At 27.0% G+C, this 23,651-nt stretch carries 26 protein-coding genes; 10 read left to right on the top strand and 16 right to left on the bottom strand.

The features are described 5' to 3' along the window. Positions 1 to 2: 2 nt before the first annotated feature. The 4 genes from ACTS9J_RS02325 (at position 3) to ACTS9J_RS02310 (ending at position 4,361) form a co-directional block, all read left to right on the top strand. Positions 3 to 959, top strand: a complete 957-nt coding sequence (locus ACTS9J_RS02325) for a hypothetical protein (RefSeq protein WP_448352788.1) — start codon at positions 3 to 5, stop codon at positions 957 to 959. Positions 960 to 1,058: 99 nt separating this feature from the next. Further along, positions 1,059 to 1,334, top strand: a complete 276-nt coding sequence (locus ACTS9J_RS02320; RefSeq protein WP_092906493.1) for a helix-turn-helix domain-containing protein — start codon at positions 1,059 to 1,061, stop codon at positions 1,332 to 1,334. A gap of 132 nt (positions 1,335 to 1,466) precedes the next feature. Next, complete coding sequence (locus ACTS9J_RS02315) at positions 1,467 to 2,924, top strand: hypothetical protein (protein WP_448352787.1); 1,458 nt, start codon at positions 1,467 to 1,469, stop codon at positions 2,922 to 2,924. A gap of 45 nt (positions 2,925 to 2,969) precedes the next feature. Beyond that, positions 2,970 to 4,361 carry a hypothetical protein gene (locus ACTS9J_RS02310; RefSeq protein ID WP_448352786.1) on the top strand — a complete coding sequence of 464 codons (1,392 nt, stop codon included), beginning with the start codon at positions 2,970 to 2,972 and terminating at the stop codon, positions 4,359 to 4,361. A gap of 106 nt (positions 4,362 to 4,467) precedes the next feature. Here ACTS9J_RS02310 and ACTS9J_RS02305 read toward each other — a convergent pair whose 3' ends face one another. Continuing rightward, positions 4,468 to 5,109, bottom strand: a complete 642-nt coding sequence (locus ACTS9J_RS02305) for a porin family protein (RefSeq protein ID WP_332565859.1) — start codon at positions 5,107 to 5,109, stop codon at positions 4,468 to 4,470. 456 nt (positions 5,110 to 5,565) lie between these two features. Here ACTS9J_RS02305 and ACTS9J_RS02300 point away from each other — a divergent pair, with 456 nt between their 5' ends. From ACTS9J_RS02300 to ACTS9J_RS02280, 5 genes are all read left to right on the top strand, one after another. After that, complete coding sequence (locus ACTS9J_RS02300) at positions 5,566 to 6,120, top strand: hypothetical protein (protein WP_332565858.1); 555 nt, start codon at positions 5,566 to 5,568, stop codon at positions 6,118 to 6,120. A gap of 16 nt (positions 6,121 to 6,136) precedes the next feature. Then, positions 6,137 to 6,436, top strand: a complete 300-nt coding sequence (locus ACTS9J_RS02295) for a transposase (protein ID WP_125388334.1) — start codon at positions 6,137 to 6,139, stop codon at positions 6,434 to 6,436. Beyond that, the gene (locus ACTS9J_RS02290) at positions 6,433 to 7,311 is read left to right on the top strand and encodes an IS3 family transposase (RefSeq protein WP_448352785.1); all 879 of its coding nucleotides are present in this window, start codon (positions 6,433 to 6,435) and stop codon (positions 7,309 to 7,311) included. The genes ACTS9J_RS02295 and ACTS9J_RS02290 overlap by 4 nt, the downstream gene beginning before the upstream one ends. 81 nt (positions 7,312 to 7,392) lie before the next feature. After that, complete coding sequence (locus ACTS9J_RS02285; RefSeq protein ID WP_291095383.1) at positions 7,393 to 8,214, top strand: M15 family metallopeptidase; 822 nt, start codon at positions 7,393 to 7,395, stop codon at positions 8,212 to 8,214. 2 nt (positions 8,215 to 8,216) lie between these two features. Further along, positions 8,217 to 9,224 carry an MORN repeat-containing protein gene (locus ACTS9J_RS02280; protein WP_092908569.1) on the top strand — a complete coding sequence of 336 codons (1,008 nt, stop codon included), beginning with the start codon at positions 8,217 to 8,219 and terminating at the stop codon, positions 9,222 to 9,224. A 23-nt stretch (positions 9,225 to 9,247) separates the two neighbouring features. Here the strand turns inward: ACTS9J_RS02280 and ACTS9J_RS02275 are convergent, their stop codons facing one another. Genes ACTS9J_RS02275 through ACTS9J_RS02245 form a run of 7 tightly spaced genes read right to left on the bottom strand, consistent with a single transcriptional unit; the run spans position 9,248 to position 15,537 of the window. After that, entirely contained in the window at positions 9,248 to 9,670 is a 423-nt protein-coding gene (locus ACTS9J_RS02275; protein WP_092908568.1) for a DUF1810 domain-containing protein, read from the bottom strand. Continuing rightward, on the bottom strand, positions 9,671 to 10,141 hold the full coding sequence (locus ACTS9J_RS02270; RefSeq protein WP_092908567.1) for a hypothetical protein: 471 nt from the start codon (positions 10,139 to 10,141) through the stop codon (positions 9,671 to 9,673). Between the two features lie 15 nt (positions 10,142 to 10,156). Next, positions 10,157 to 11,098 (bottom strand): SPOR domain-containing protein, encoded by a 942-nt coding sequence (locus ACTS9J_RS02265; protein ID WP_177190303.1) that lies wholly within the window; start codon positions 11,096 to 11,098, stop codon positions 10,157 to 10,159. 10 nt (positions 11,099 to 11,108) lie between these two features. Continuing rightward, positions 11,109 to 12,338, bottom strand: a complete 1,230-nt coding sequence (locus ACTS9J_RS02260; protein WP_291095391.1) for an XAC2610-related protein — start codon at positions 12,336 to 12,338, stop codon at positions 11,109 to 11,111. A 20-nt stretch (positions 12,339 to 12,358) separates the two neighbouring features. Beyond that, positions 12,359 to 13,270, bottom strand: a complete 912-nt coding sequence (locus ACTS9J_RS02255; RefSeq protein WP_448352784.1) for a hypothetical protein — start codon at positions 13,268 to 13,270, stop codon at positions 12,359 to 12,361. A 7-nt stretch (positions 13,271 to 13,277) separates the two neighbouring features. Beyond that, positions 13,278 to 14,057: a hypothetical protein gene (locus ACTS9J_RS02250; protein ID WP_291095395.1), complete on the bottom strand. Its 780-nt coding sequence runs from the start codon at positions 14,055 to 14,057 to the stop codon at positions 13,278 to 13,280. Positions 14,058 to 14,070: 13 nt separating this feature from the next. Beyond that, positions 14,071 to 15,537 carry a hypothetical protein gene (locus ACTS9J_RS02245; RefSeq protein ID WP_291095397.1) on the bottom strand — a complete coding sequence of 489 codons (1,467 nt, stop codon included), beginning with the start codon at positions 15,535 to 15,537 and terminating at the stop codon, positions 14,071 to 14,073. Positions 15,538 to 15,613: 76 nt separating this feature from the next. Between ACTS9J_RS02245 and ACTS9J_RS02240 the strand changes: the two genes are divergently transcribed. Then, positions 15,614 to 15,928 carry a DUF805 domain-containing protein gene (locus ACTS9J_RS02240; RefSeq protein ID WP_291095399.1) on the top strand — a complete coding sequence of 105 codons (315 nt, stop codon included), beginning with the start codon at positions 15,614 to 15,616 and terminating at the stop codon, positions 15,926 to 15,928. Positions 15,929 to 15,969: 41 nt separating this feature from the next. Here the strand turns inward: ACTS9J_RS02240 and ACTS9J_RS02235 are convergent, their stop codons facing one another. The 8 genes from ACTS9J_RS02235 to ACTS9J_RS02200 all read right to left on the bottom strand — a co-directional run bounded on the left by ACTS9J_RS02235 (position 15,970) and on the right by ACTS9J_RS02200 (position 23,651). After that, complete coding sequence (locus tag ACTS9J_RS02235; protein WP_291095401.1) at positions 15,970 to 16,863, bottom strand: hypothetical protein; 894 nt, start codon at positions 16,861 to 16,863, stop codon at positions 15,970 to 15,972. Between the two features lie 2 nt (positions 16,864 to 16,865). After that, on the bottom strand, positions 16,866 to 17,561 hold the full coding sequence (locus ACTS9J_RS02230; protein ID WP_291095403.1) for a hypothetical protein: 696 nt from the start codon (positions 17,559 to 17,561) through the stop codon (positions 16,866 to 16,868). After that, complete coding sequence (locus ACTS9J_RS02225) at positions 17,561 to 17,932, bottom strand: hypothetical protein (RefSeq protein ID WP_448352783.1); 372 nt, start codon at positions 17,930 to 17,932, stop codon at positions 17,561 to 17,563. Before ACTS9J_RS02225 ends, ACTS9J_RS02230 begins: the two co-directional genes overlap by 1 nt. Before the next feature lie 68 nt (positions 17,933 to 18,000). Further along, the gene (locus ACTS9J_RS02220; protein WP_291095406.1) at positions 18,001 to 19,530 is read right to left on the bottom strand and encodes a hypothetical protein; all 1,530 of its coding nucleotides are present in this window, start codon (positions 19,528 to 19,530) and stop codon (positions 18,001 to 18,003) included. Between the two features lie 11 nt (positions 19,531 to 19,541). Then, the gene (locus tag ACTS9J_RS02215) at positions 19,542 to 20,783 is read right to left on the bottom strand and encodes a TRAFAC clade GTPase domain-containing protein (RefSeq protein WP_291095408.1); all 1,242 of its coding nucleotides are present in this window, start codon (positions 20,781 to 20,783) and stop codon (positions 19,542 to 19,544) included. 11 nt (positions 20,784 to 20,794) lie between these two features. Further along, entirely contained in the window at positions 20,795 to 21,583 is a 789-nt protein-coding gene (locus ACTS9J_RS02210) for a hypothetical protein (protein WP_291095410.1), read from the bottom strand. Positions 21,584 to 21,777: 194 nt separating this feature from the next. Continuing rightward, positions 21,778 to 23,118 carry a S8 family peptidase gene (locus ACTS9J_RS02205; protein WP_291095412.1) on the bottom strand — a complete coding sequence of 447 codons (1,341 nt, stop codon included), beginning with the start codon at positions 23,116 to 23,118 and terminating at the stop codon, positions 21,778 to 21,780. Then, positions 23,118 to 23,651: a hypothetical protein gene (locus ACTS9J_RS02200; protein WP_291095414.1), complete on the bottom strand. Its 534-nt coding sequence runs from the start codon at positions 23,649 to 23,651 to the stop codon at positions 23,118 to 23,120. The genes ACTS9J_RS02205 and ACTS9J_RS02200 overlap by 1 nt, the downstream gene beginning before the upstream one ends.

Genomic DNA, 23,651 nt, shown 5'->3' with positions numbered 1-23,651 from the left:
CTATGATTAATAAAAAAGAACTATATAATTTTGAAGACGTTAGTGATTTAGAGCTTAATTACACTTCTAAATTAAATCAATGGCTTATTCAAAATGAAGATTATAACGAACGTAAATTTTTAAAAGAAGCTATTTTATTTAACGAAAAAAGTATTTCACACCTAACAATATTATCTGAACTAGAAGAAGAATACTCCATAAATAATGCTGAAGCAATTCTAAAAAGTTATCAACTATCCGTTAGAAATATTAGTAAACCGCTCGATTTTAAAATTAACAGAAAAGATACTGATTCAACCAAATCTTTAATTTCATATTTATATGAACTATACGGATTAGTAGCCAGATATCTAAAAAAAATAAAGTCGGAAGATGCTACCGTTACTAAAGTTAATATTAAAAATATTTTAAAAGAGTATACTAATGAAATATTTGTCGATTATATTTTAGTAGATGATTATATCAATGACTTTTTAAATGAAAACTTCTATTTCACCAGCTTTTTAAAAAAATATAATTCAAATAACTGGGAAAATGATATCGAAAAATATAGCTTTTTTGACTTTAATAAATTTCACGAACATTTATATCACAAAAATGAAGTTGTAAAAATTTTAAAGAAAAAATTTAAAACCAAAAAATCATTTAATAATCTAAAATTCGATTCAAAAGTCGACAGTGATTTTGCTCTAAAGATTTACATGTTAGAAAAAATGGGAATAATTGATCAACTAAAAGTCAATTATCAAATTGAAGACAGTAAAATTGAAGATTTTATAGCTGACTTACTAGGTTGCACTAATAGAACAGTAAGAAAATCATACCTAGTTAAGTCCGTATCTCCTTCATATAAAAGAATAGCTGAATCTTATATCGAAAATCTTAATAGCCTAATGAGAAAAGAGATGGAAGGAACTCCCCGAAAAAAATTAGGTTTATTTCTTAAGAATAAAAAATAAACACCTGTTTAACAATTATTTAAAAAGTGTGGAAAGCGTTTTTAGCTTTCCACATTTTTTTTTGATAAATCTTTGCATCAACAAATTAAGAAAACAGTTATGAACACATTAACACTCTACAATGTAGACGCAGATGATCTTATTATAAAGATCAAAACAATAGTAGAAAAAACTATTAACCAACAAAAAGAGATCTTGACAATGGAAGTTGAATTTCTTACTCGAGAAGAAACTGCAAGAATCTTAAAAATAGATTTAAGCACACTTTATCGTTGGACAACTAAAGGAATAATTTCTCAGTACGGACTGGGTAACAAACGCTATTACTTACGCTCTGAAATCGAACAGAAACTTCTAAGTAATAAATTAAACTAACCTCACTTATATTGGTTTAAACGACCTTTTATTAAACTGAATTTTAATAATTAAAAAAGTATCCAATATCAATAATGATAATCTGGACAGGGCTTCTCATGCCCAAAATGTAACTTTCAAATTTATATATTTATGAGTATTTTAAATGAAAAGTCTTACGTAGTATGTAAGCAAATAGAAAACTTAGAATTTACAGTTGCTAACGTTTTAAAAGAATTTCTTCATCAATTTTCAATAGTTGATCAAGACGATATTCTAATCTCGGCTCGAGATAAAAAACTTATATCAAATTTCATTTGTATATCCGGATATGTTGAACGTTTTGAGAACGAAAACGACATATTTGAATATGAGAATCTTTCTGAAGATCAATTTAATGAACTATTAAACAGCAATTTAATTGCTAGTAATGCATATTCAGAAATAATAGAAACTCTGAATATTGATTTTAATTTATTTAAAGAACTATTGAACTCCGCTTTAGATTTATTTGTAATAGATAAACATGAAGATGTTTTTATTGGCAGTAGTCATTATTTAGCTCAATTTATGGTGAACAATTATCATAACATGAACTTTAATGATAAAATTTCTTTAAAAAATGATAAATCATTGTATGGTTTTAAAATTCTTAAACGTAATCTACCACTTGTCACAAAAGTAAATAGCTTAATTATTAATAGTCATTTAAATGGAATTTTTGAATTAATTGACTATGCTTTAAAAAACTTAAAGAAAACATCGAATTTTGATCAGTTTTATCAAGAGTATTGTGAAGACAATAATCTGAAGTTTATTATAAAATATATTTTTAAGGATATCGAATTAAAAGGATTAGATAATCGAAAAATAAGATTCTTTATCAATAAATTTAAAAAGGCAGCAAAAAATTATCTGGTGAATAAAACTTATGAAATTGACTATTTAATAAATTATTATGATTACGTATTAATAACTGAACTTGAAAAATACAAAATATTAAAAACAACGATAACTGATATAAATAGGATTGAAATAAGTCATCCGGAATATGTTCATTATTCATTTTTAAAAAGATTTATACAGGTTTATGGATTTTCAAAGACCATTATTACTGAAGACAATCCAATTTATCAAGTTATTCAAAAAACATATCAATATTACTTGATAAATAAAAGTGAACTATCATTTCAGGATTATAACGAAATCATTTCAGAAATTGGAATAAAACTAAATCAAGAAAGAAATGATTTAAATAAAATTGATTTTAATTATGATAAAAAAACATTTGAAATAATTGATTTATTAGTGAGTGAAAATCCGGAATTCACTATAACAAACAGTAATGGAAAAAAAGAATATTATTGTTCTACACATAATTTATTTTGGGCAGAGGTAATACCATTTATTATTGATGATCTAAAGAATGATGAATACTTATGGTTTGTTTTCAATAATCTTAATAAAGCGAATCTTGAATACGTAGTAAGTCATGACGTCAATTATAAAATACTTTTTAGAGATTATTTGAATCATGAAACTCAATTTATCAAAGATGAAAACATTGAAAAGGTATTAACAATAATTGATCAGATAAAAAAACTAAACTAGATTATTTAAAGGCTCCATTTGGAGCCTTTTTTAAAAAAATTAAATATGAAAAAGATTTTTATACCCAATAAAATCGATATCGAAAAAATAATAATTGCATCTAACAATCAATTTCTAAATAGCATAACTGGAAAATTAGAAAAGTACGATTTCGATATAAAAAAGCTAAGAATTGAATCTATTTATTATATTTTATATCTAATATTCTATTCAACAATTCATCGATTAAATGTTAAAAATCAAGAAGAAAAAAATAAATATGTAAATACCAATCAATTTATATTTAACGATGTGTATATTGATTTACCATCAACTTTATTACAATCTATTGATCGTGATTATCATAAGATCATGAAATTTCTTACTAATCAACATTTGAATTATGATAATTTATTATTTAGAAATGAATATAAAAATGGAAAATCATTTAGTTATTCTATGAACTATACTTATATTAATTCCGGATATAAAATTATTGATCTTTCAAGATTATCAATCATTAATAATATAAAAAAAAACTGCACAATATCGATCAAAGGGAAAATAATTGACAAGAAACTAAAAAAACTAAAAAATGATTTTCTAACTAAGTTCGATATCAATTTTGATAAACTTTCAAATAAATTAATGAGTCAAAATATTATTTCAGAATACTCATCACTAATATCTCTATTTGATTATCACAACGGAAAAAGATGGATGAGCTTAAATGATAAAACTGACGGTAGACTTCATACAAATTTCACTAATTTATCTTCACAATACAGAAAATTAATTACGAATAAATCTGAGGAAAATCTGGTTGAATTAGATATTGGCAGTTGTATTCCCTATTTATTTATTATCAGCTTAATGTATAATACTAAATTAAAAAATCTAATTATTGAAAATGATAATTTAGTATTATATCAAGAGATTTTTGAAGATAATATTAATTATTATACCAAAAATGAAATTATCGAACCATTAATTACAGAATTAAAACATGTTTATGTGGATATTCTTGATAATAATTTTTATAAACGCTTTACTACTGGCAGTGATTTAAAAAAAAGCGATATACTCAGTCTTTTCTTTTGTGAAATAGGAACTAAACCGAAAGTAGAACAAAAATTAAAAGAATTATATCCACATATTCATTATATACTAAATCAATTAAAAAATAATCAAACATGGATAAAAAAATATGGTTATCCACCATATGAAAATTGTAACAAGGTTTTAGCACATTATCTATTCCATATAGAAGCTTCAATTATGTTATTTAAGTTAATTGACAATATAAAAAAATACAATAAAAATATAGAAATAATAACTATACACGATTGTGTTATGATTTCAGAGAAATATTTAGATGAAGTAAAATTAATCATGGAAAATACATTTAAAGAACATATAGGTTTCCCTCCTAAATTAAAAATAAAAATATTAGATTAACTATTACCATATTATGTTAGTAAAAACAGCTTAAACACTTATAAACAGTGATTTTAAAAAGTATAAAACCCTTTAGTAATTTATTTTTTTACTAAAGGGTTTGCTATTAAAACATATAAGCTACCGAAACTTTAAAATTGCTATTTTTTAATGTTCCTGTTACATCATAATCTTCTTCATTCTTAGATTTATTATAAGTATCAATTAATCCAAAATCATAGCCGATAGATAATTGATAATTATTTTTATATTCAACACCTGCTTTAAAACCTAAACCTAAGTCAAATCTTTTTAAACCAGAATCATCAGAAAAAGTGTCATACTTTGTATTTACATAGCTATCATAATACCAATCCGATTCTGCTACTTCCATCTTACCTCCAATTCCATAAGCGAAATAAGTACCCACACTACCTCTTAAATCCAAATCAGGATTAATATTATAAACATATCCAATATGAATTGGAACTTCAATATAATTAGCATTAATTTTATTTGAACCTAAATCACCAAAATCCATTTTAGCTCCTTTTGCAGAATATAGTACTGAACCTTCAATAAAGACATTTTCCGTAATAGATTTTTCCGCTTTTAATCCTAAATGAAATGAAGCTTTAGAATCAAAATTTGTCATGTTACTCAAATTTAAACCTCCAGTAACACCAAACCTTAAATCCTCTAAACTTTGTGCATTTACATTACTTAAAGCGAATGGTAATAAAAGACTTAAAATAAATATTTTTCTCATAATGTATATAGATAAATTTTATACAAATGTAGTTATTTTTTTTACTTTTAAGTATTATTGTTATTATGCTTTTTTTAATAATTATCAATACGTTACATTCAGAATATTATTAATGATTATATATTATTAATAAACGATATTAATTAAGCCAAAATAACATCCATTATTTTCTACTCATTAATTATACATACAATAATTCATTATTTATCAATGTTTTAAAATGATCAATTTAGAAAAAGAATAATTTTTTATAAAATCTGATTAATCCACTTGATTTTGATACATCTAAGATTTCAGAATCCGGAAAATTTTAAAAAATTTTTGAAGCAACATGCAGTGCCTTTATACGTTTAGAGGGAGGGAGGGCTATATAAGCGGATACGGAGGGAGGGGGTAAATATTTAAATTTTTCTAACCAATTAAAATTTCATATAGTTATGCTAAAATTATGAAAAATTGAAAAATAACATTTACCTTTATAATATATTGTTAAATAAAAAAATTATGTTTAATAAGTTTATAGTTGTTTTTATAATACTCTTAATTCTAATTCCAGTAATGATTATTGGTTTAACAAAACCTAAATCTAATTTTAATACCACAAAAAATTCTACTATTGAAAATGTTTATGATAGTGCAGAAATTAATAAACAAGTTTCAAAAAAAATAACAGTTTGTAGCATCTGTCACAAAACATTTACACATAATGGTTATAAAGAAATATCCGATGGAGTTTGGAGACCTCAATCAGATCCATATACTTCACAGATATGTAGCATAAATTGTGGCAAAAAATATACAAAGAAAGTACATGATTTAATTGATAAAGTTGAAGACAAATATAATAATGGAATAGATACACATTCTAATCAAGAATATCAAAGAGGAAATGATGGGAGAATTTACGAAACCAAAAAATGCAGTATGTGTTTCGGTAAAGGGTATACTGATTACGTAAATCCGGCTAATGGATATCCTAACGAAAGTTCCAGAGTAAGAAAAGGTATATAATACTTATCTTACAATTATGAAAGGAATAAAAAATCATTACGATGCTTCATTTAAATTACGAGCGGTAGAATTGAGTTATGAAAGAAGTAATATATCGGAATTAGCAAGGGAACTTGGAATAAAAGCCTCCTTATTATACAAATGGCGCAAAGATTATCAAGAATACGGATCCAATAGTTTTCCAGGAAAAGGTAATTTAAAACTAACGCCAGAACAGGAGCGAATAGTTGAATTAGAAAGAAAGCTTAAAGATGCAGAATTAGAACGTGATATCTTAAAAAAAGCAATCAGCATTTTCTCCAAGAACGGTCGATGAAATATAGATTTATAAAGAATCACGATTGCCAATTTCCGATTGAGAAAATGTGTATTATCTTAAAAATCCACTCCAGCAGCTATTATAAATGGAAAAATAAAGGTTGCTCCAATCGACTTTTGAGAAAAAATTTGATGCTAGATAAAATAAAGTATCTATATTTTAAATTCAAGCAGAGATATGGAAGTCCTCGAATTCATTCAGAATTAAATGCTTTAGGTTACAGAATATCAGTTAAAACAGTTGCTAAATATATGCAAGAGCTTGGTTTAAGAAGTAAATTAAGTAAAAAGTTTAGAGTTACAACAAATTCTAAACATAATTATTTAACTGTAAATAATCTTCTTAATCGAGATTTTTACGCTTCAAAACCTTCTATGAAATGGGTATCAGATATTACTTATATTCAAACTCAAGAAGGATTTTTATATTTAACAACAATTATCGATTTATATGATAGAAAGGTCATTGGTTGGAGTTTGAGCAATACGATGAGTACTGAAGATACAACTTTATCAGCATGGCGTATGGCTATAAAGAATAGATCGATTAAAAAAGGAATGCTATTTCATTCTGATCGAGGAATACAATATGCGTCAAAGAAGTTTGCAAATACGCTTGATTCTTATGGTGTTATCCGTAGCATGTCAAGGAAAGGGAATTGCTGGGACAATGCTGTGGCTGAGAGTTTCTTTAAATCGTTAAAAACTGAAATGATTTATGGAAATAAATTAATTACAAGAGAGAAAATGAAAAAACAAATTTTTCAGTATATTGAAATTTGGTATAACAGAAATAGAAGACATAAAGCTTTGAATTATAAAACTATTTTTGAGTTTAATAATAATTTACAATTTTTAAAAAATGTAGCTTAACTTACACTGGAAAATTCAGGGGGATATCCAGTATATTATTTAATATATTTGTTCCTAGTTAAATAATTATAATTAAATCATTTGAAAAAAATATTTTACACACTTATATGTTTTCCGTTTATTTTTTCATGTAACAAATCTGAAAAAAAAGATCAAGAAAAAACACAAACAAACTTATACAATAATTCTGTCGACAGTTCTGAAATTATTTTGGATGAAGAATTAGCTGATACAATTAAAAAAGCTGAAACAAAATTAACTACAAATCAAGAAGAGTTAATAGGTAAAGGAAATCCTACTTTAGTAAGGAAAGATAATTATGCTTTATTGCCGGAAGCTGCAAAAGCTTTTGACAAAATGAAAGCTGAGGCTAAAAAAGCAGGTTTTAATATACATGTTATTTCTAGTTATAGGAATTTTGATTATCAGAATGGAATTTGGAACAGAAAATACAATTCAAATAGCAAGGATTTAACTCCTGAAAAAAATATTCAGAAAATTATAGAATATTCTACAATTCCCGGAACTTCTAGACATCACTGGGGAACAGATTTAGATATAATACACTCTACAACTGGTATTCCTACGGATCCACTAAATGAAAAACACTTTAACAAAGGTGGAAGTATGGAAAAATTCAAAGAATGGTTGGATAAAAATTCTGAGAAATATGGTTTTTATTTAGTTTACACGAATAATCCAAGTCGAAAAGGATTTAAGTACGAACCTTGGCATTTTACATACAAACCACTTTCTCAAAAAATGCTTCAAGATTACATTAAATTAGATTTAAATACCATTTTAAAAACAGAAAAACTAGCAGGAAGTCAATCTTTTACTCCAGAATTTATTAATCAATATAAAAAAGAGCAAATTCTTGATATTAATCCCGCTATAAAATAATCATGAAAAAAATATTTACACTACTTCCTATTCTAGGAGTAAGCCTTTTATTTGGACAAGTTCATATTAATGAATTTGATATGAAAACAAAAAATAATAATGCTGAAATTTTTATAGAATTAAAAAGCGCTCAACCCAATTATTCTTTAGACGGTTATCAACTTGTTTTTGTGAAACAAGACGACAAAGATGATACTAAGAACTATTTGTATTACAAGATTAATCTAGTTGATGTAACAACAGACAAAGATGGTTTTTTAGTGATCGGTAGCAAAACTGTTAATCCACAGCCAACGGTCACATTTAATACTAAAATCGCTGAAAACACTCCGATGATTGTAGGGTTATATTATGGTGCTGATACTATAAAAATGTATGAACATAATGATAATTTGAAGCTTATAGAAGGTTTTGCGTATAATTATGATTCCAAACCTTTTCCTGCATTTTATACTAATATTGCTGATAATACTTTTTCTGACATTGATGATAACTTATCTTTTCAACGAGATGAATATTTTGATTTTGTTACAAAAAAACCAACACCTGGATATGATTTTTATAACCCAAAAGTAACTTTTTCTGATGATGAATATATAACGGATAGTGTTCCTGAAAAAGTGAAACCTGAAATTGCTCAAAAATCATCAACTAATTTCAAAACAAGTAAGTTTTATTTTCCTGACGGAAGAGTGTTAGAGGGATATTTTCCGAATGAAATACATACAGGAAAAGGTGTTTATACCTTTACAAATGGAGATTCTTACGAAGGTGATATTGTAGATGACGAAATGACTGGTTTTGGCGTTTTTAAATGGAAAAACGGCGATCGTTATGAAGGAATGTTCTTAAAAGGCGTGTTGAACGGAAGAGGAACTATGTATTTTACTGACGGTGATCGATACGAAGGTTTCTTTAAAAACAATCTTTTTCATGGAAAAGGAAAATTACTAAAAACAAATGGTAAAACTGAAGAAGGAGAATTCTTCGAAGGAAATATAAAAGAATAAGAGGCTAATAAGCCTCTTATTTTTTATTTGATAATTAAATTTAGTGTGTTAGAATCTAATTCTCCGTTAAAATATTTATCTAAAACCAACGTAAATAAATTGTCTTCATTCTTTTCAATAAATGCAAAAAGTGTCATACAAGATTTTAATTTGAGATTATCAGGAAAGTAAAAAATATTTTCAATTTTTGTTTCATTACTTTCTATCAACACTTTTGTAATTTGCTTTAATCTAACTCCAAGAGTCGAATCATTTAAATATTCATTTGCTTCGTCCAAACTTTGTATAGAATAATAATTAGCCGTTTCACTAGAGCCAAGTCCTTTGTATTGTGGAAAAATAAACCACATCCAATGAGAAATTTTTCGTCCATTCTTCACCTCTTGTAAAGCTCTTTCAAAATCTATTTCTTGGGCTTCTAAAAATCTATTCAAATTAAATTGCATTTATTGTAAATAAGCCGTTTCTACCCAACCTTTGGATGTTTTGTTCTCCGAATTTGTAAACTCTACATAAGCAAAATCTTTTACAACTTCTTGTACATAAACAATTTCATTTGTTGTAAATCTTGCTTTTCGTTTATCATTAAAATTTGGCGAATTATAAAAATGTGCAGGATAACGATCACTTGCAATTACTCTATACTGATTATAAGGCTGAATATGAGAAGCTGAACTTTCTTGCTCTTGCATCGCTTGTTGTTGAATCTGCTTTTCTTCGTCTAATTTCTTTTTCTCATTAGCAACATATTGCGCATTAGAGTTAACCTTTCTATTTTTTTCTGCTAATTCGCTTTGTTGTTTTAGCAGCTCAAGTTCTTTTACTTTTAACTCCAACTCCTTTACCTTTTGGTCTTCTTTATTAGAACAAGAAACCGTTGCTCCAAAAAGAACTGTAAGTAGAATTATATTTTTCATAGAATTATATTTTATTTAATTATTGGTTACAGTAACTTTTCCGACTCCATTAATTTGAACTCTTTTAGGTTCTTGCGAGACCAAAAGTCCATAGGCATTTTTATCTTTTTTCCTGTATTCTTCTGTTGCTATTTCACACTCTTGTTGTGTAGAAAATGGTCCAATATAAACACTGTAAAATTTAGCACCACTTAACGAAGCATAATCTGGTATCCATAAATAATTTGCTTGATAACCTTTATTTTCTAGCTTTATTACTTCGTTTTTTGCATCCGATTCAGTTTTTACTGCAGCAACACTTACCATATAAAAAGACGATTCAATATTCGGACTTACAGCTTCTACTAATTTTATCCAACCGTAGTCATATTTGTATTTATCAATAATAACGTGTTCATCATTTATCAATAATTTATTTTTTCGATCAAATCTTTTGCCGAAATAATGAAATTTGTCTGAAAGAAAATTATCCCGTTCAAAATCACCTTGATCTGTTTGTAAATAGTATTCGTAAAAAAATATTTCTCGATCAGTTTCTTTGCTGTGATATATTGCGATATCATCTTTTCCATCAAAATTATAATCGCCAACTACAATGTTTCCGTCATATAATTTATCACTCCATTGTTTTGAAATATTATAATTTTTGGACAACGATTTTACTTGGTCACATTGTTTGTAAAAATTAATTTCTGAAGCTATTATCTTAGGTTGTGTTGTAATTTTTTTTAGGATATTGTTCTTCTTGTCCGTAATTTGAACAACAAATTCTATCGCTCCATTTGCAATGTTGTTATCTTGATTAATTTTGAAATTTACATTAAACTGATCGGATAAATTGTTATAATCACAGTTTAATTGGGTGTTTTCTGAAACTACTTCACTTACATTTTTCTCATTATTACAGCTTGTAATCAAAAGAAAAATAGTTACATATATTAGAAATTTCGTATTCATTAAATAATAATTAATTACTGAAATTAAAATTAGGATAACCATTATCCCCTATAATTTTTATCCAACCTGTAGTATAGTTTAGAATATAATAATCAGATTCTGGAAAAATAATTTCAGACACTTCAGCCCATTGCCCTTTTTTATTTCCAGTAAAAACAACGTAATAATTACCTATATCTGGGTGAATTTGTCCGATTAATTCTGATTTTGAACTTGGTGATTTTCTCACATTCATAACTATTCCATTTGGAGAAATATACATTTCATGATTTACAAAGTAATCTATAAAACTCTCTGGTTTGAAATTATATTTTTTTAATTCTAATGCATTAACATAATATGTTCCAGAAACATCTAATTGTAGAAACAAGCCATTTTTAGATTTATAAACCAATGAAGAAATTTTAGTATCACTATTATAAAGTTCTTTAACCTCTAAAACATTATTACTGTTTTTTGAAGCAAAATTTTCCCATTGATTAAATTCTACATTCCCAACTTTTTTAAAATTAGAATCATAAAGTGAAATAATTTTCGAGTTTTCTCCTCTATTAAAATTAGTAATTAAACCTCTTTCTGGAGCATTCGGAAAAGGGTCATTTACTTCTTCTGTCATTGTCCAGGAATTGTTGTTGTATGCATATTTTTTTATAGCAGATTTATCTTGTATAACAATTGTTTTACCATTCACATCATATTTTTTACTAAAATAATCGGTATCATCAGACAAAAAATTATCTATCTTAAACTCGCCACTCGCATCTTGTAAATAATAATTGTAATATGCTTTGTTGTCTTGTTTACGGTTATAAACCGCAAAATCATCTTTTCCATCAAAATTAAAATCTCCTACAACTACATTACCATCAAAAGATTCTATGTCAAAACTCTTCGCTAAATTATATTTTGTTGCTAAGGATTTCACTTGATCACAGATCTTGTATTTATCCAATTCATCCGTTGAAATACTAGGTTGAGAAACAATTGTTTTCAAAACTTTGTTGTTTTTATCTAAAATCTGAACCGCATAATCTACACCAGCTGTTGCTTTTTTGGGATCTTTATTGATCACAAATTTCACGTTAAATTGATTGGATAAATTGTTGTAATCACAATTTAATTGGGTATTTTCTGAGATTATATTTTCAGAAGATCCTCCTCCAATTTTTTCTTTAATTTCATTACAACCCGAAACCAATGTCCCAATTGCTAGGTATAAAAATAGTTGTTTTGTCTTCATAAGTTTATTGTGTTATTTTGTTAATCAATGTATAATTCTGTGATTTTACCATTTTTATCAAATTTATAAATACCGTAATAAATCACATTTTTTTCGCTTCCACCATCAACCTGATAGTTGTGATTAATCTTTACTTTATAGGTATTATCAGCAATTTTATTAATCGAAGAAATTTCTTTTTCTTCATACGTTATACTCGACCACCAATCGTTGTAAATCGATTTTAATTGACTTTTTGAAAGGTTATTTTTCGTTTTATATCTTGAAATTTTTGAAGAAAATAAATCACTCAAACCATTTCCATTTTTATTATTCTCAAAAGAAATAGATTTTTGAAGAATTGCTTTTGCTTGATCTTCGGAAAACGAAACTTCTTTTTTGACAGGAGCTTCATTAACCACAATTGGTTTTTCTATTTCAACTTTCTTTGCAAATTCTGGAGTTTTTACCTCTTCTTTTTTTGCTTCCGTTTTCGTTTCATTCTGATCAGGAAATTCTACCGAATTTTCCATTGGTTGAGTTGATATAGAATCTTGTATTTGTTCTTGAGAAACAGAAATTGGTTGTTCTTTTTTATCAGATTTTAAAAACCAATAACCTGCACCTAATAAAAATAATAAGGCTACAACTCCACCGATCATATACAATTTGTTGTTAGATGATGGGGTATTTGGATTTAACGAATCAATTGTTGAACTATCATTGGTATAAACTTCTTCTTCATTTTGAATACTTGTTTTTCTAAAAGATTCTTCAATAAAGTTGGTGTTTTCATTAATGACAAATTCTTTGATTATTCCGTCATAATTAATGAAAATCTTTTGTCCTAAGTAATCCTCTTTATCAATTTCAAAAGGCGTTTTTCCTATTTTATCAAAATTTTGATTCCTTACAATTGCTCCTTCTGGAACAGAATTTATACTAATTTTCATGTTTAGTTTATAATTTATTGTCTATGTAATTAATTAGCCCATTTTCATTGAATCGAATATAAATAAATGGAAATCGTTCTACACGGACATTGTCTTTATTTGTATAGGTATATTTTAAATCTACTTTATAAAATTCACCTTCTTTACTAATTGAAAGAATTTCATTTTTTGGATCTTGGATCTTGGCAGAACCATTATAAAATGCTGTATTTAACATCGTTTCTGTAATTCCGTCAACTTCCCAATAATGTAAATTAGTTAAATCAAAAAGTGATTTTAAGTATTGATAATTTTTCTGATCTTCAAAATATAAATAATGTTCAATTTTTTGTTCATTTGATATCTTACTAAATTGTTCACTTGTTAATTGTTGATGGATATCCATTGTAGGAATTTCGCTTTTAGAATTCGACAAGAAATAAACACCTCCACCAATCGCTAAGAGAAACAAAACAAGTGCTACCCAAATTAAACTATTTTTTGAAAATTTACTCTTTTCTTCTGTTTGAATTGTAACAGATTCTTCTGTAACTGAATGATTAACAATTTGAGTTTCTACTTCTGGTTGAACTGTAATTATTGGTTCTTCTATTTTCTCAAATTCTACAAAAACAGACTGTGTTTCTTCTGTAATGATCATTTTCTTTGAATCATCACCGTAATTTATACTTATAGATTGATTTAGAAAATCTTCTTTATCAATAAAATTTGGGGTTTTACCAATAATATCAAAATTCTCATTTCGTATAATTGCTCCTTCTGGAAAAGAATTAACTTGAATTTTCATCTTGTTCTATAATTTAGTAACCATCATAATAATAAACCGAAGAATCTACTAGAATAACTGAAGGATCAACTTCAGCTACTGCAGAATCAACAACAGAATCATCATAATAATATTGATTAGGTGTAGAATCATCTACGACTACAGAATCAACAACCGCTGCAGCAGAGTCAACATATGCCGCCAGAGAATCAATAACCATAGATTCTTCTTCAGAATTATCTCGAACATAAAAATCTGAAAACACTGCATTATTGTACAAAATAACTATAATCATTGCTACAAATAACAATCCAACATACCACCAAAAAACAGAACGTTGAGTTGTATCTACATATTCAGATGAGTCTTCGACTTCTTTAGGTTTTGGTACTTCATTAGTCACTGCTGAGTTATTAAAATCAACAAAAACATCATTCATTCCATAATAAATATCAATTTTTTTGATATTACTTTTCTCTGTAACAATAATTTGAAAAGGATGATCTCTTTCTTTAATTTCTAACGTATAAGGTGTTCTGCCAAAAACTTCGTACTCACTATCTCGTACTGTTGATCCTGTTGGCGAAGATGTAATGACAATTTTCTGTACTTTTTCATCTGAGCGGGTATCTTCTGGTAAATTTTGTACTGAGTTTTGTACCGGATAATCTTCAGCATTATGATCATTTGAAACTTGATTTTCTGTTTTTTCTGGCTCTACTAAAGCTTCAAAATCAAGGTAATTATTTGCTGCTTGATTCTCATAACTCTTGATTAATGAATAAGCAATAGAATTTTCAATTTGATTTAAATCTTGCGAATTAAATGTAAAAATTAAATTATTAGACTGAATTGAATTATCAGTTTTAGCAATTTCTAATGCACTTAGAATCATTGCAAAAAACGCCAAGTCTTTGTTATGTAAATTGACAAAAGAATCTTTATTAATATTAGTTGTCTCAAACTCTGGAATGTATAAATCGTCTAAAAACGTCAATACTAATTCATTATTAGCGTTTACTCTAATTGTTTTGAATGTTAAATTTCCATGTGCAAATTGCTTTACTTTTAATTGAGAAGATAAATCTTTTAGATCATTTTGAAGTTTTGATACCAATTCTGGCAAAAAAGAAATATTATCAAAATAAGTATCTAATGAAATAGATTGTTGATCATCTAATAAAACAACAGAAGAGGTTTTACCATTGATATTAATTTCATTTTCTTTAAACTCTAATTTTGGGATAAAACTAAGGTTATAATTTCCGATTATTTTTGCTAAACTTTTGTATCTATTTTCAGCATTTTTATTCAGATCTGTGAAGCAAACTAAGATACATTCTTTTCCATCTATTTTACATTTTACATGTAAGGTTTCTTCTCCTGAAAACAATAAATAATTGTTCTCTGAATGTAAAATTTCAACATTGGTTAATGATGAAAAAAAATCAAGTTTATTACTCTGAAATACTTGATTATACGTCAATATATCTGGTTGCATATTTTTGTCTATTTAGTGTTGTATTTTCTCTAAAATTAAATAATTTATTTTATATTTATCAGTATAAAATTTAACTATGTTTTTAAACCCATTTTCTTTAAAAGGACGTATCAGGAGAACTGAATATTGGTTAACCAATTTAATCTACTCAATACTTTATATTACCTATTCAGTTATGATTACTGAATCCCCATATGATTCTCCAATAATTATATTTTTTGGATTATTATTTCTTCCTTTTTTTTGGATTTTGATTGCACAATCTGTAAAACGTAGTCACGATATTGGTAACAGTGGTTGGTTTAACTTAATCCCTTTTTATGGGTTATTTTTACTTTTTGGAAATAGTGATGATGGCGATAATAAATATGGAAGTAACCCCAAAAGATAATTAAAAGTCTCTCTAAAATAAGAGAGACTTTTTTGTATTATTTATTTCGGTAATTCTTCTTTCTTAGCTTCTTCAACCAAAGGTTTCGTTTTATCTTGACAATATTTCTCCTCAATAAAAGTGGATTGATTAAACGATGTAGGATTTTTCTTGACATCATTAATCTTATCTACTAAAAATGGATTGAACATCTTATCTTCATTCATTAATTCATTAAATTTAATAATTGGTTCTTCCGTTTTCTTTTTAGCGATAATATTATCAAAATCCTTCGATTTGAACGTAGCAATAGAAATACCTGATTTTATAACCCCTTGTTGTACTTTCGTTATAACTTCTGTCGCATTACACGCATTATCTTTATAATTAACCAAAGCTTCAGTTATAGAGTTTTTATCTACTTCTACTTTTGATGTTTTATCAAATGTTGGTAAATTATGTAGTCTTGCAATCGCAGACGAAACTTTTACCGAATCGTATTTCTGTTTTAGAATATCTGTATAAACTTCATCCATTGCCTTTAGATAATCTGTAAAAACAATTGATTTTTCAGCTCTTTTATAAATTTCTGAATTCTTATCTTCTGCTGCTAAAATACTTTCTACCATTAATTGTGCTTGGCTAATCGTATTTTTATCTTCTTCCTTTAAAATTTTAAATCCTTGCGTTTTGAAATAATCATCAGAATAAAAATTGTTAAACGTTGAAATAAAATATTTTGAATTTACTTTTGTCAAAATATCTTTTAACTGTTTATTTTCGACTTTCAGTTTTTCTAATTCTTCTTTATCTTTAGAATTTACAACTACAGTTTTTTGTTCATTTTTTGTTTCGACAATCTCAGTATTTTTCACTTTATTCTTATCTCTTTTATCCCCTTTATTTTGAGCAAAAATGATACAAGGTAATAAGATTAAGATGTATTTTATTTTCATAATTATTCAAATTCTACTTCAACACTATTTAACTTTCTTTCTCTGTCGTATTCTTCAAATCTACTTTTGTACGAATTCAATTTAGAAACTGCATTTGATTTGATACTCGTAAATTTTCCTTTTGACTTATATTGATTATCTAATCCAGGCATATTTTCAGCTTCGTTTTTCAATGAAGTGTATTTTCCTGTAGAAAAACTTGCCAGATTTCCATTGGTAAAAGATGTTACTTTCCCAGGAAACGAATTGGCATAATAATCGTATTTCGGGATTTGAGTTTTATAAAAATCTATTCTAGCATCCTTTCCTATCGCTTTTTCTAAACTTGACAAATAAGACAAAACCGTATTTTTATCTCCATTTCCTTGGTTAAGGAAATAATCAGCCTTGTTAAATACATGTTTTTTGTAAACACTATTTAATTCTTCTGTTAAATAAATTACTGATGAAGATTCTATCAAACCTTGTTCTTTTGATGAATTAATTTCCATTAACAAGGTTGAATATTGCTCTGGTTGAAAATTATCTTTTCTGAAATTTTCAATCTTTTTTTCTAAATCATTTTTATTAGAACCTGCTTTATTATTCACCATTTCTGGTCCCGAAATACTAGAACCTTCAAAAACTGTAATTCCACCTATCAATAACAAACCGATGACAATTACACTTCCTAATATGATTAATTTTCTTTTTTCCATTACTGTAAAATTGTATTAACCTCTAAACCTCTTTTATTTTCTGTCTCTATTTTTTTAGGAATAGAATTTTCGATTTTCACCTTTTCTATTACTTTTGGTTTAGGGACTTCTATTTTAGACTCTATAATTTTGTTTTTTTTCTCAGAAACAGTAGGACTTGAATTCTTAAATTGAATCTTTTTTTCTTCTTGATAAATTGAATCTTTTTTCAAGGCAGACTTTATAGAATCGTTTATTTTAATTTTTTTTAACTCGACTTCTTCTTTTTTTTCGAATTCTTTTACCCGATTTTCTAATAATTCAATTTTCTTTTCAAACTTTTCTGCTGTCCCTTTTTCTCTTTTTGAAATTGAATCATCATCAATCATCATTATCCCACACATAAAAATAAAGCTTGAGAACAATGCACTTCCTAATATGATTAAATTTCGTTTATTCATTATTGTAAACCTATATTTGGTTCAAGGCTTTTTACGGTTTTCACTTCTTTTACTGTTTTAGTCTTTTCTTCAGCCTTTGGTTTAGAAACTTCTGTTTTAGGTTCAGTCGCATTATTATTTTTAGGTTTAGGAGAAGTTACTTTATCTGTATTATTTGTAGAATTAACATTGTTATCAACGGATGTATTTTCTTTTGGGGAAGTTGTAGTTGTTTCGCTATCATTAGGTAATTTTAAACCTTGATATTTTGCTTCTTCTACAATTTTATTCCATTGAATTTCTGTAATATTATTGCTTTTTAAAAAGATTGAAAGATTGTCCTTATTTAACCTTTCTAATTCTCCTTTGTTATATAATTCATCAAATGACTTATAATATTCTACAGATTTTTCATCTTTATTTTTGAAATAATAATTTCTCAAACTTGGGCTAACAGTATCTATTTGATAATAATCATTATTAATTGGCACTTTTTTCCCTCCAAAAGAAATCGTATCTTTTGAGTTATGTTTTACTATAATAAATGTTGGCTCGTATAAAACATTACTATCTTTCACTACTTCTTCATTATTTATTTTTTCAACTTCAGTATCTTCTTTTTCTTTAAAGAATTTATCATATGAGAAATATCCTCCTATTCCCAATGCAAAAACGCCTAAAATTGCTACAATAATAATTGGTGTGTTATCTTTTTTGGGTTGAGTTGATCTTGGTTGGATAGGTTTAGAAATTACAATAGGTTTTCTTAATTCATTAAAATCTGCAACTGGAATATTTTTCTTTTCTGTTGTAGAATATTTTAACGTTCCTGCTAAACTTGATGGATAAATTATTTTAAAATTTTCTTGACTAACTGTTCTAAAATCAATTGGTAGATTATTTTGTGTAATTTCTCTTAAGATATGGTCAGAATTATCAAAGTTTGCCTTCTTTGTTTTGTAATCATTAAAGGAATCTAATCCATACGCTTTCACTTGATCTTCTGCTAATGATTTTGTAACATCAAAAACATAGAGTTTTTCTATTGTAAAAACCTTTTCATCGTTCAACTTTTCTGTTAAAGCTGTAAAATTATTTGGATCAAAATAAGCGACAAATTGTTTTTTCTCTGTCAAATAAAGAAATGATTTAACTTCTGTTCCGTCCAATAAATTTTGAATTATTGTATAATCTTGTCCAGCTAAAGTATTATTGTTTTTATGTTCTAAATATTTAGCTTCAATTTTATCAAAAAGACTAATCAGATTAATTGGTTTGATAAACTTATTGTTGAAATATAATTTGATTGCATAATAACCAGAACGTCCAAACTCATCGGTAACATTAGGGTTAACGTAAGTATATACTTTGTATGATTTTGTAACCTCAACACTATAAAATTTTGATTGATTGACTAATTGCGTCGCCAAAATTCTTTCGTCTTGCGTTGTTTGGATTACTTCACTATTATTACTATCTAAATCAGAAGAAATGTATTGTGTGTTTAACCCTGACGTTGTTTCTTGTATAATTATTCCGAATTGATTCATAGTTTTTTAGATTAATTAAATAAACTCCATTTTCCTCCTTTTACAACAAAAGAATCTTCTATCAAATTGTTTAGCACAATTGAAGAATAGTTACGATTAAAATCTTCTACAATAAATTCATAACTTACTTTACCAATAGAATATGGTAAAACTTTAATTTTAAATTTATTCTTTGACTCATCTCTGATACTCGTACAGTTATTTAATAAGTTTTTGAATTCTTCATTCAAAAATTCATATGCTAAATCAACATCCGGACGATTATCTCCATCATATCGACTTTCTTTTATAGCATCAAATTTATTAGCAACTAAATAAACTGCATCAGTTTGATTTAAGATTCCGCTACTTTTGAACATATTAAGAATATTCACATAAACTAAACTTTGATCTAAAGCACTTTTAGCGTCAGCATAATTTGTATCATGTGCCAAAGAATCAATCACAAAAATTAAAATCTTTTTGTTAGAATTTTTGATGTATTTCAATAAATCGTCCACATTCGCATTGTTGAACATATTAACATACAACTCTCCTGGAACCTCAACGACATTAAATGGATGTTTCTTTTTATTATCATCATTTAAAGACATTGCTACATAGTTATATGAACCCGAAGCGGTAGCATTAGGTAAAACACCCCTTGATAAATCTGAAACGATTTGCGTTTGATAAACTGCTCCATCATTACTGTAAGTATCTGGCAAAAGAATACCTTCTTTATTCGCAACATTCAATAAACCTGAGAGCATAGTCGATTTTCCTGAACCTGGTAATCCTACAAAATAAACATCTGTACGACCTTCTTCCATCGGCGGTAAATCATCAATTTTCTTAAAAATAGTTACGCGATTAGAGTTTGAATAATATTTGATTGAATTAATTATCCTTTGAGAAATTCCTTCATCTTCTAAATCATCAAATGAGATATATCCATTGTTTATTTTATTTCTTATCTCATCAACCGTAACTCTTTTACGAACAACTTTTTTAAGAAATTCATTTTTTTCTTCTTGAATTTTAAATTTAGCTAATCGTTCTTCTTCTTCTTTTCTAGCAATCTCTGCTGCTGCGCGTTCTTTAGCCGCTTCAAGATTTATTTGACCTTCAATTTGGCGAATTTTTTCTACTGTTAACCCAGCTTGTTTAAATTCTTCTATAGAAATTTCTCCTTTTTCTATTAATGAAATAAGATTAGAAACTTCTAAAGTATTTGCATTTTGTAATATGATTCTTTTCTGTACGTCGTTCATGGTGTTTTCTTTTATAATTCTATAGATCCTCCGTTATTACTTGATCCCTCTTGCATTTTATTTGTCGTATTATTATACGATCTTACTTTTTCTGTAAAAAATGGAATTAAAATAAAACCATTGATCAATAACACAACGATAATTGGAAGTATGTAATTTGGGGTAAATTTTTTATTAAATTCATTTGGAGTGCCTAATGGAAGGCTTTCTTTGTTGTAATTAATTACAATAGGAGAATTATCAATCGGAAATTGTGCTATTTTTTCATTAATTAAATTGATGGATTGATCTATATAATCATTCAAAGTAGAATATGTACCTACTAAACTTAATCTTTTCCAGTTAGTAAAAGTACTTTTATATTTCTCCGTATTTTTCTTCGTTATTGAATCAAAGTTAGCGGCGTTTGTTTCTATATTTTTGATGATTGGTGTCAATTTAGCGTTCGCAACTTGATCAACATTAAGATACGTTCTGTCACTTAAAACCTTTGCATCAATACTATAAGGTTTTGAAGTTAATTCATTAAGAGTACTATTAGAACCTGTGTTTTTATAACTTTTAAGTTTAGTTTTAAGATCATTTTCAAAATCTTCTATTACTTTTTTAGAACGGTCTTTGTAAATAGTTGTCGCACTATCTACAATTGTTAATTTTGATAATGCATCGTCTTGAATTTGTTTTTTAGCATTGAATTCAACATTCACAAAATGTGACATCAAAACAAAACTAACGAAGAATAATCCAATGTAAAAAAACCACAAAACAGATGAAGAATGAATAAATTTATTTTTAAACATTAACTCCTTGTTCTTAGCTAATAATTGAACTAAGAAATAGTAACATATTATAATTAATGTACTTACTAATGCACTGAATATAATATTCCCTTGTAAGATATATAATAACCCTAAAAAATTCGCGATAAATAATATTAATAAAAATATCGACGATACGATATCTACAAATAAAAAATTCTGTTGTTTCATTTTTTCTAAATTGATTTTATTCTAAGTTGTTTTATACTGTTGACTTCTTCTGTATTCTTCATCAATAATGACATCACATCATTAAATTTGTAATTAGGATATTTAGATTTTATTAAACCTATAAACCCACTAATAATTGGTGCTGACATACTTGTACCGTCTAAATATTCGTATTGATTATTTGGTTTAGCTCCATAAATTTCTTCGCCAGGAGCATAAATTGTATTATAATTTCCGAAATTACTAAAACTCGCAATGGTATTTTTACGGGAAACCGTACCGACCTTAATTGTTTGATTAGATCGTTGAAAAGCATCAAGACCTGTTAAGACACTACTATTCCCTGCAGCAATTACACAAATAGAATTTCGTTCGTTTGCATAAAGAAATAAATCATTCCAAAACTCTTGTAAATCACCTGCATCAGAATTGATTACTTCCTTTTGTTGTTGTAAAGAAAGATTTCCCAATTCTAACGGAATTTCTGATCCTAATGATAAATTAATAACAGCTGCTTTATTTTTTACCGCATATAGAATAGCATCAATCACATAAGACATCGACATTATTCCATTTTCGTCCTCAACTTTTATCGGCATATAATCACAATTTGGACATATACCTTGATACCTATTGCTGTTACCTACTGCAATTGATGCAACGTGTGTACCATGATTCTGACTAGATGGATTAACCTGATTTGTTTTTGAAATAACATTATAAGACTTTACATCTTTTCCTCGCAACGATTCGTGCTGGGTATCAAAACCATTGTCAATAACCGCAATAATTGTTTTTTTTGTTCCTAAAGTTGTTCTCCAAGCATTCCGAATGTCTATTTGATTCATAAACGGAGCTTCTTCTTCGTTTATAGCAACATTGTTATTTGTGCTTTCAAAAATCATCTCATCCCAAACAAGCAAACTGTCATTCTTCATATTTTTCTTAACCTCATCTTTAAAAATTTCTCGATCTAAATCGGGTAATTTTACTTGAAGACGATTGATGACAGAATCTATATAAACAATTTGATAAGTAGAATCTTTGTAGACTTTTTTCAATTCATCTGCAAATTGATAAATGTCTTTCGACTTATTTTTTAATGCAATATTAACCAGGTTGGAAACGATTCGTCTATTTGCAATAGAATCTATAATTAAATCGTCTTGATTAATAGGTTGTAATACATGTACAGCTTTATCTTGTCTATAATCAATCTCTTGTTGTGAAAAATATTTTCCATTTGAAAAATTATTGAAGACAACCCACCAAAAAAAAACACTTACAATCACAAAAAAAATGATTGAGAAATAATAATAAAAAGGGTATTTAATTTTTTCTTTCATTATTGTGGACAGTTAACAACATATTCCCACATTGTACCAGCTTCTGGTGCAGACATTTTTACTATACATGTATTTGGTTGACCAGGTAACGCTTGATAATTGAAACTTAAATTCCCTTGTCCAGAAACCAAATTTGTTGAAGTCGCTACTATTTTTCCGTTGTAGATAACCTCAATCTTATCTGGAACATCCATCATATCAAAATTTATAACTACTCTACCAGGTGAATTTCCTAGATTATGAGTTGTCTCTGTCATACCTTGTCCTCCAGATTCTACTTTTGCGTTACATTGTACTGTATTTTGCTTTTCACGTAAGTTACATTGCGCTAATTGTTCCTCCAGATTCTTGATATAACGATCTTTTCCTTTCAAACTTTCGCGTGCATCAACTAATTCAGTGTTTTTCTGATTAATTATATCTTGATAAGGTTTAAAATTAACCTTCCATAACAAAGCATATATCAATAAGCCTAATAATGAAAATAATAGGATGTAATATAACCACCAATATTTATAAAAAAACTTGCTCAT

It is taken from the genome of Empedobacter sp. ULE_I140 (genome assembly GCF_053482575.1).
This window is presented reverse-complemented; position numbering and strand designations above follow the sequence as displayed.

What these genes read in the sequence shown, in the direction of transcription:
- ACTS9J_RS02250 (WP_291095395.1), bottom strand. Translation starts at nt 14,057, where the DNA reads ATGAAAATTCAAGTTAATTCTTTTCCAGAAGGAGCAATTATACGAAAT.
- ACTS9J_RS02320 (WP_092906493.1), top strand. Translation starts at nt 1,059, where the DNA reads ATGAACACATTAACACTCTACAATGTAGACGCAGATGATCTTATTATA.
- ACTS9J_RS02260 (WP_291095391.1), bottom strand. Translation starts at nt 12,338, where the DNA reads ATGAAGACAAAACAACTATTTTTATACCTAGCAATTGGGACATTGGTT.
- ACTS9J_RS02205 (WP_291095412.1), bottom strand. Translation starts at nt 23,118, where the DNA reads ATGAAAGAAAAAATTAAATACCCTTTTTATTATTATTTCTCAATCATT.
- ACTS9J_RS02210 (WP_291095410.1), bottom strand. Translation starts at nt 21,583, where the DNA reads ATGTTTAAAAATAAATTTATTCATTCTTCATCTGTTTTGTGGTTTTTT.
- ACTS9J_RS02270 (WP_092908567.1), bottom strand. Translation starts at nt 10,141, where the DNA reads ATGAAAAATATAATTCTACTTACAGTTCTTTTTGGAGCAACGGTTTCT.
- ACTS9J_RS02265 (WP_177190303.1), bottom strand. Translation starts at nt 11,098, where the DNA reads ATGAATACGAAATTTCTAATATATGTAACTATTTTTCTTTTGATTACA.
- ACTS9J_RS02325 (WP_448352788.1), top strand. Translation starts at nt 3, where the DNA reads ATGATTAATAAAAAAGAACTATATAATTTTGAAGACGTTAGTGATTTA.
- ACTS9J_RS02290 (WP_448352785.1), top strand. Translation starts at nt 6,433, where the DNA reads ATGAAATATAGATTTATAAAGAATCACGATTGCCAATTTCCGATTGAG.
- ACTS9J_RS02305 (WP_332565859.1), bottom strand. Translation starts at nt 5,109, where the DNA reads ATGAGAAAAATATTTATTTTAAGTCTTTTATTACCATTCGCTTTAAGT.
- ACTS9J_RS02255 (WP_448352784.1), bottom strand. Translation starts at nt 13,270, where the DNA reads ATGAAAATTAGTATAAATTCTGTTCCAGAAGGAGCAATTGTAAGGAAT.
- ACTS9J_RS02245 (WP_291095397.1), bottom strand. Translation starts at nt 15,537, where the DNA reads ATGCAACCAGATATATTGACGTATAATCAAGTATTTCAGAGTAATAAA.
- ACTS9J_RS02235 (WP_291095401.1), bottom strand. Translation starts at nt 16,863, where the DNA reads ATGAAAATAAAATACATCTTAATCTTATTACCTTGTATCATTTTTGCT.
- ACTS9J_RS02230 (WP_291095403.1), bottom strand. Translation starts at nt 17,561, where the DNA reads ATGGAAAAAAGAAAATTAATCATATTAGGAAGTGTAATTGTCATCGGT.
- ACTS9J_RS02310 (WP_448352786.1), top strand. Translation starts at nt 2,970, where the DNA reads ATGAAAAAGATTTTTATACCCAATAAAATCGATATCGAAAAAATAATA.
- ACTS9J_RS02275 (WP_092908568.1), bottom strand. Translation starts at nt 9,670, where the DNA reads ATGCAATTTAATTTGAATAGATTTTTAGAAGCCCAAGAAATAGATTTT.
- ACTS9J_RS02220 (WP_291095406.1), bottom strand. Translation starts at nt 19,530, where the DNA reads ATGAATCAATTCGGAATAATTATACAAGAAACAACGTCAGGGTTAAAC.
- ACTS9J_RS02200 (WP_291095414.1), bottom strand. Translation starts at nt 23,651, where the DNA reads ATGAGCAAGTTTTTTTATAAATATTGGTGGTTATATTACATCCTATTA.
- ACTS9J_RS02315 (WP_448352787.1), top strand. Translation starts at nt 1,467, where the DNA reads ATGAGTATTTTAAATGAAAAGTCTTACGTAGTATGTAAGCAAATAGAA.
- ACTS9J_RS02295 (WP_125388334.1), top strand. Translation starts at nt 6,137, where the DNA reads ATGAAAGGAATAAAAAATCATTACGATGCTTCATTTAAATTACGAGCG.
- ACTS9J_RS02225 (WP_448352783.1), bottom strand. Translation starts at nt 17,932, where the DNA reads ATGATGATTGATGATGATTCAATTTCAAAAAGAGAAAAAGGGACAGCA.
- ACTS9J_RS02280 (WP_092908569.1), top strand. Translation starts at nt 8,217, where the DNA reads ATGAAAAAAATATTTACACTACTTCCTATTCTAGGAGTAAGCCTTTTA.
- ACTS9J_RS02215 (WP_291095408.1), bottom strand. Translation starts at nt 20,783, where the DNA reads ATGAACGACGTACAGAAAAGAATCATATTACAAAATGCAAATACTTTA.
- ACTS9J_RS02240 (WP_291095399.1), top strand. Translation starts at nt 15,614, where the DNA reads ATGTTTTTAAACCCATTTTCTTTAAAAGGACGTATCAGGAGAACTGAA.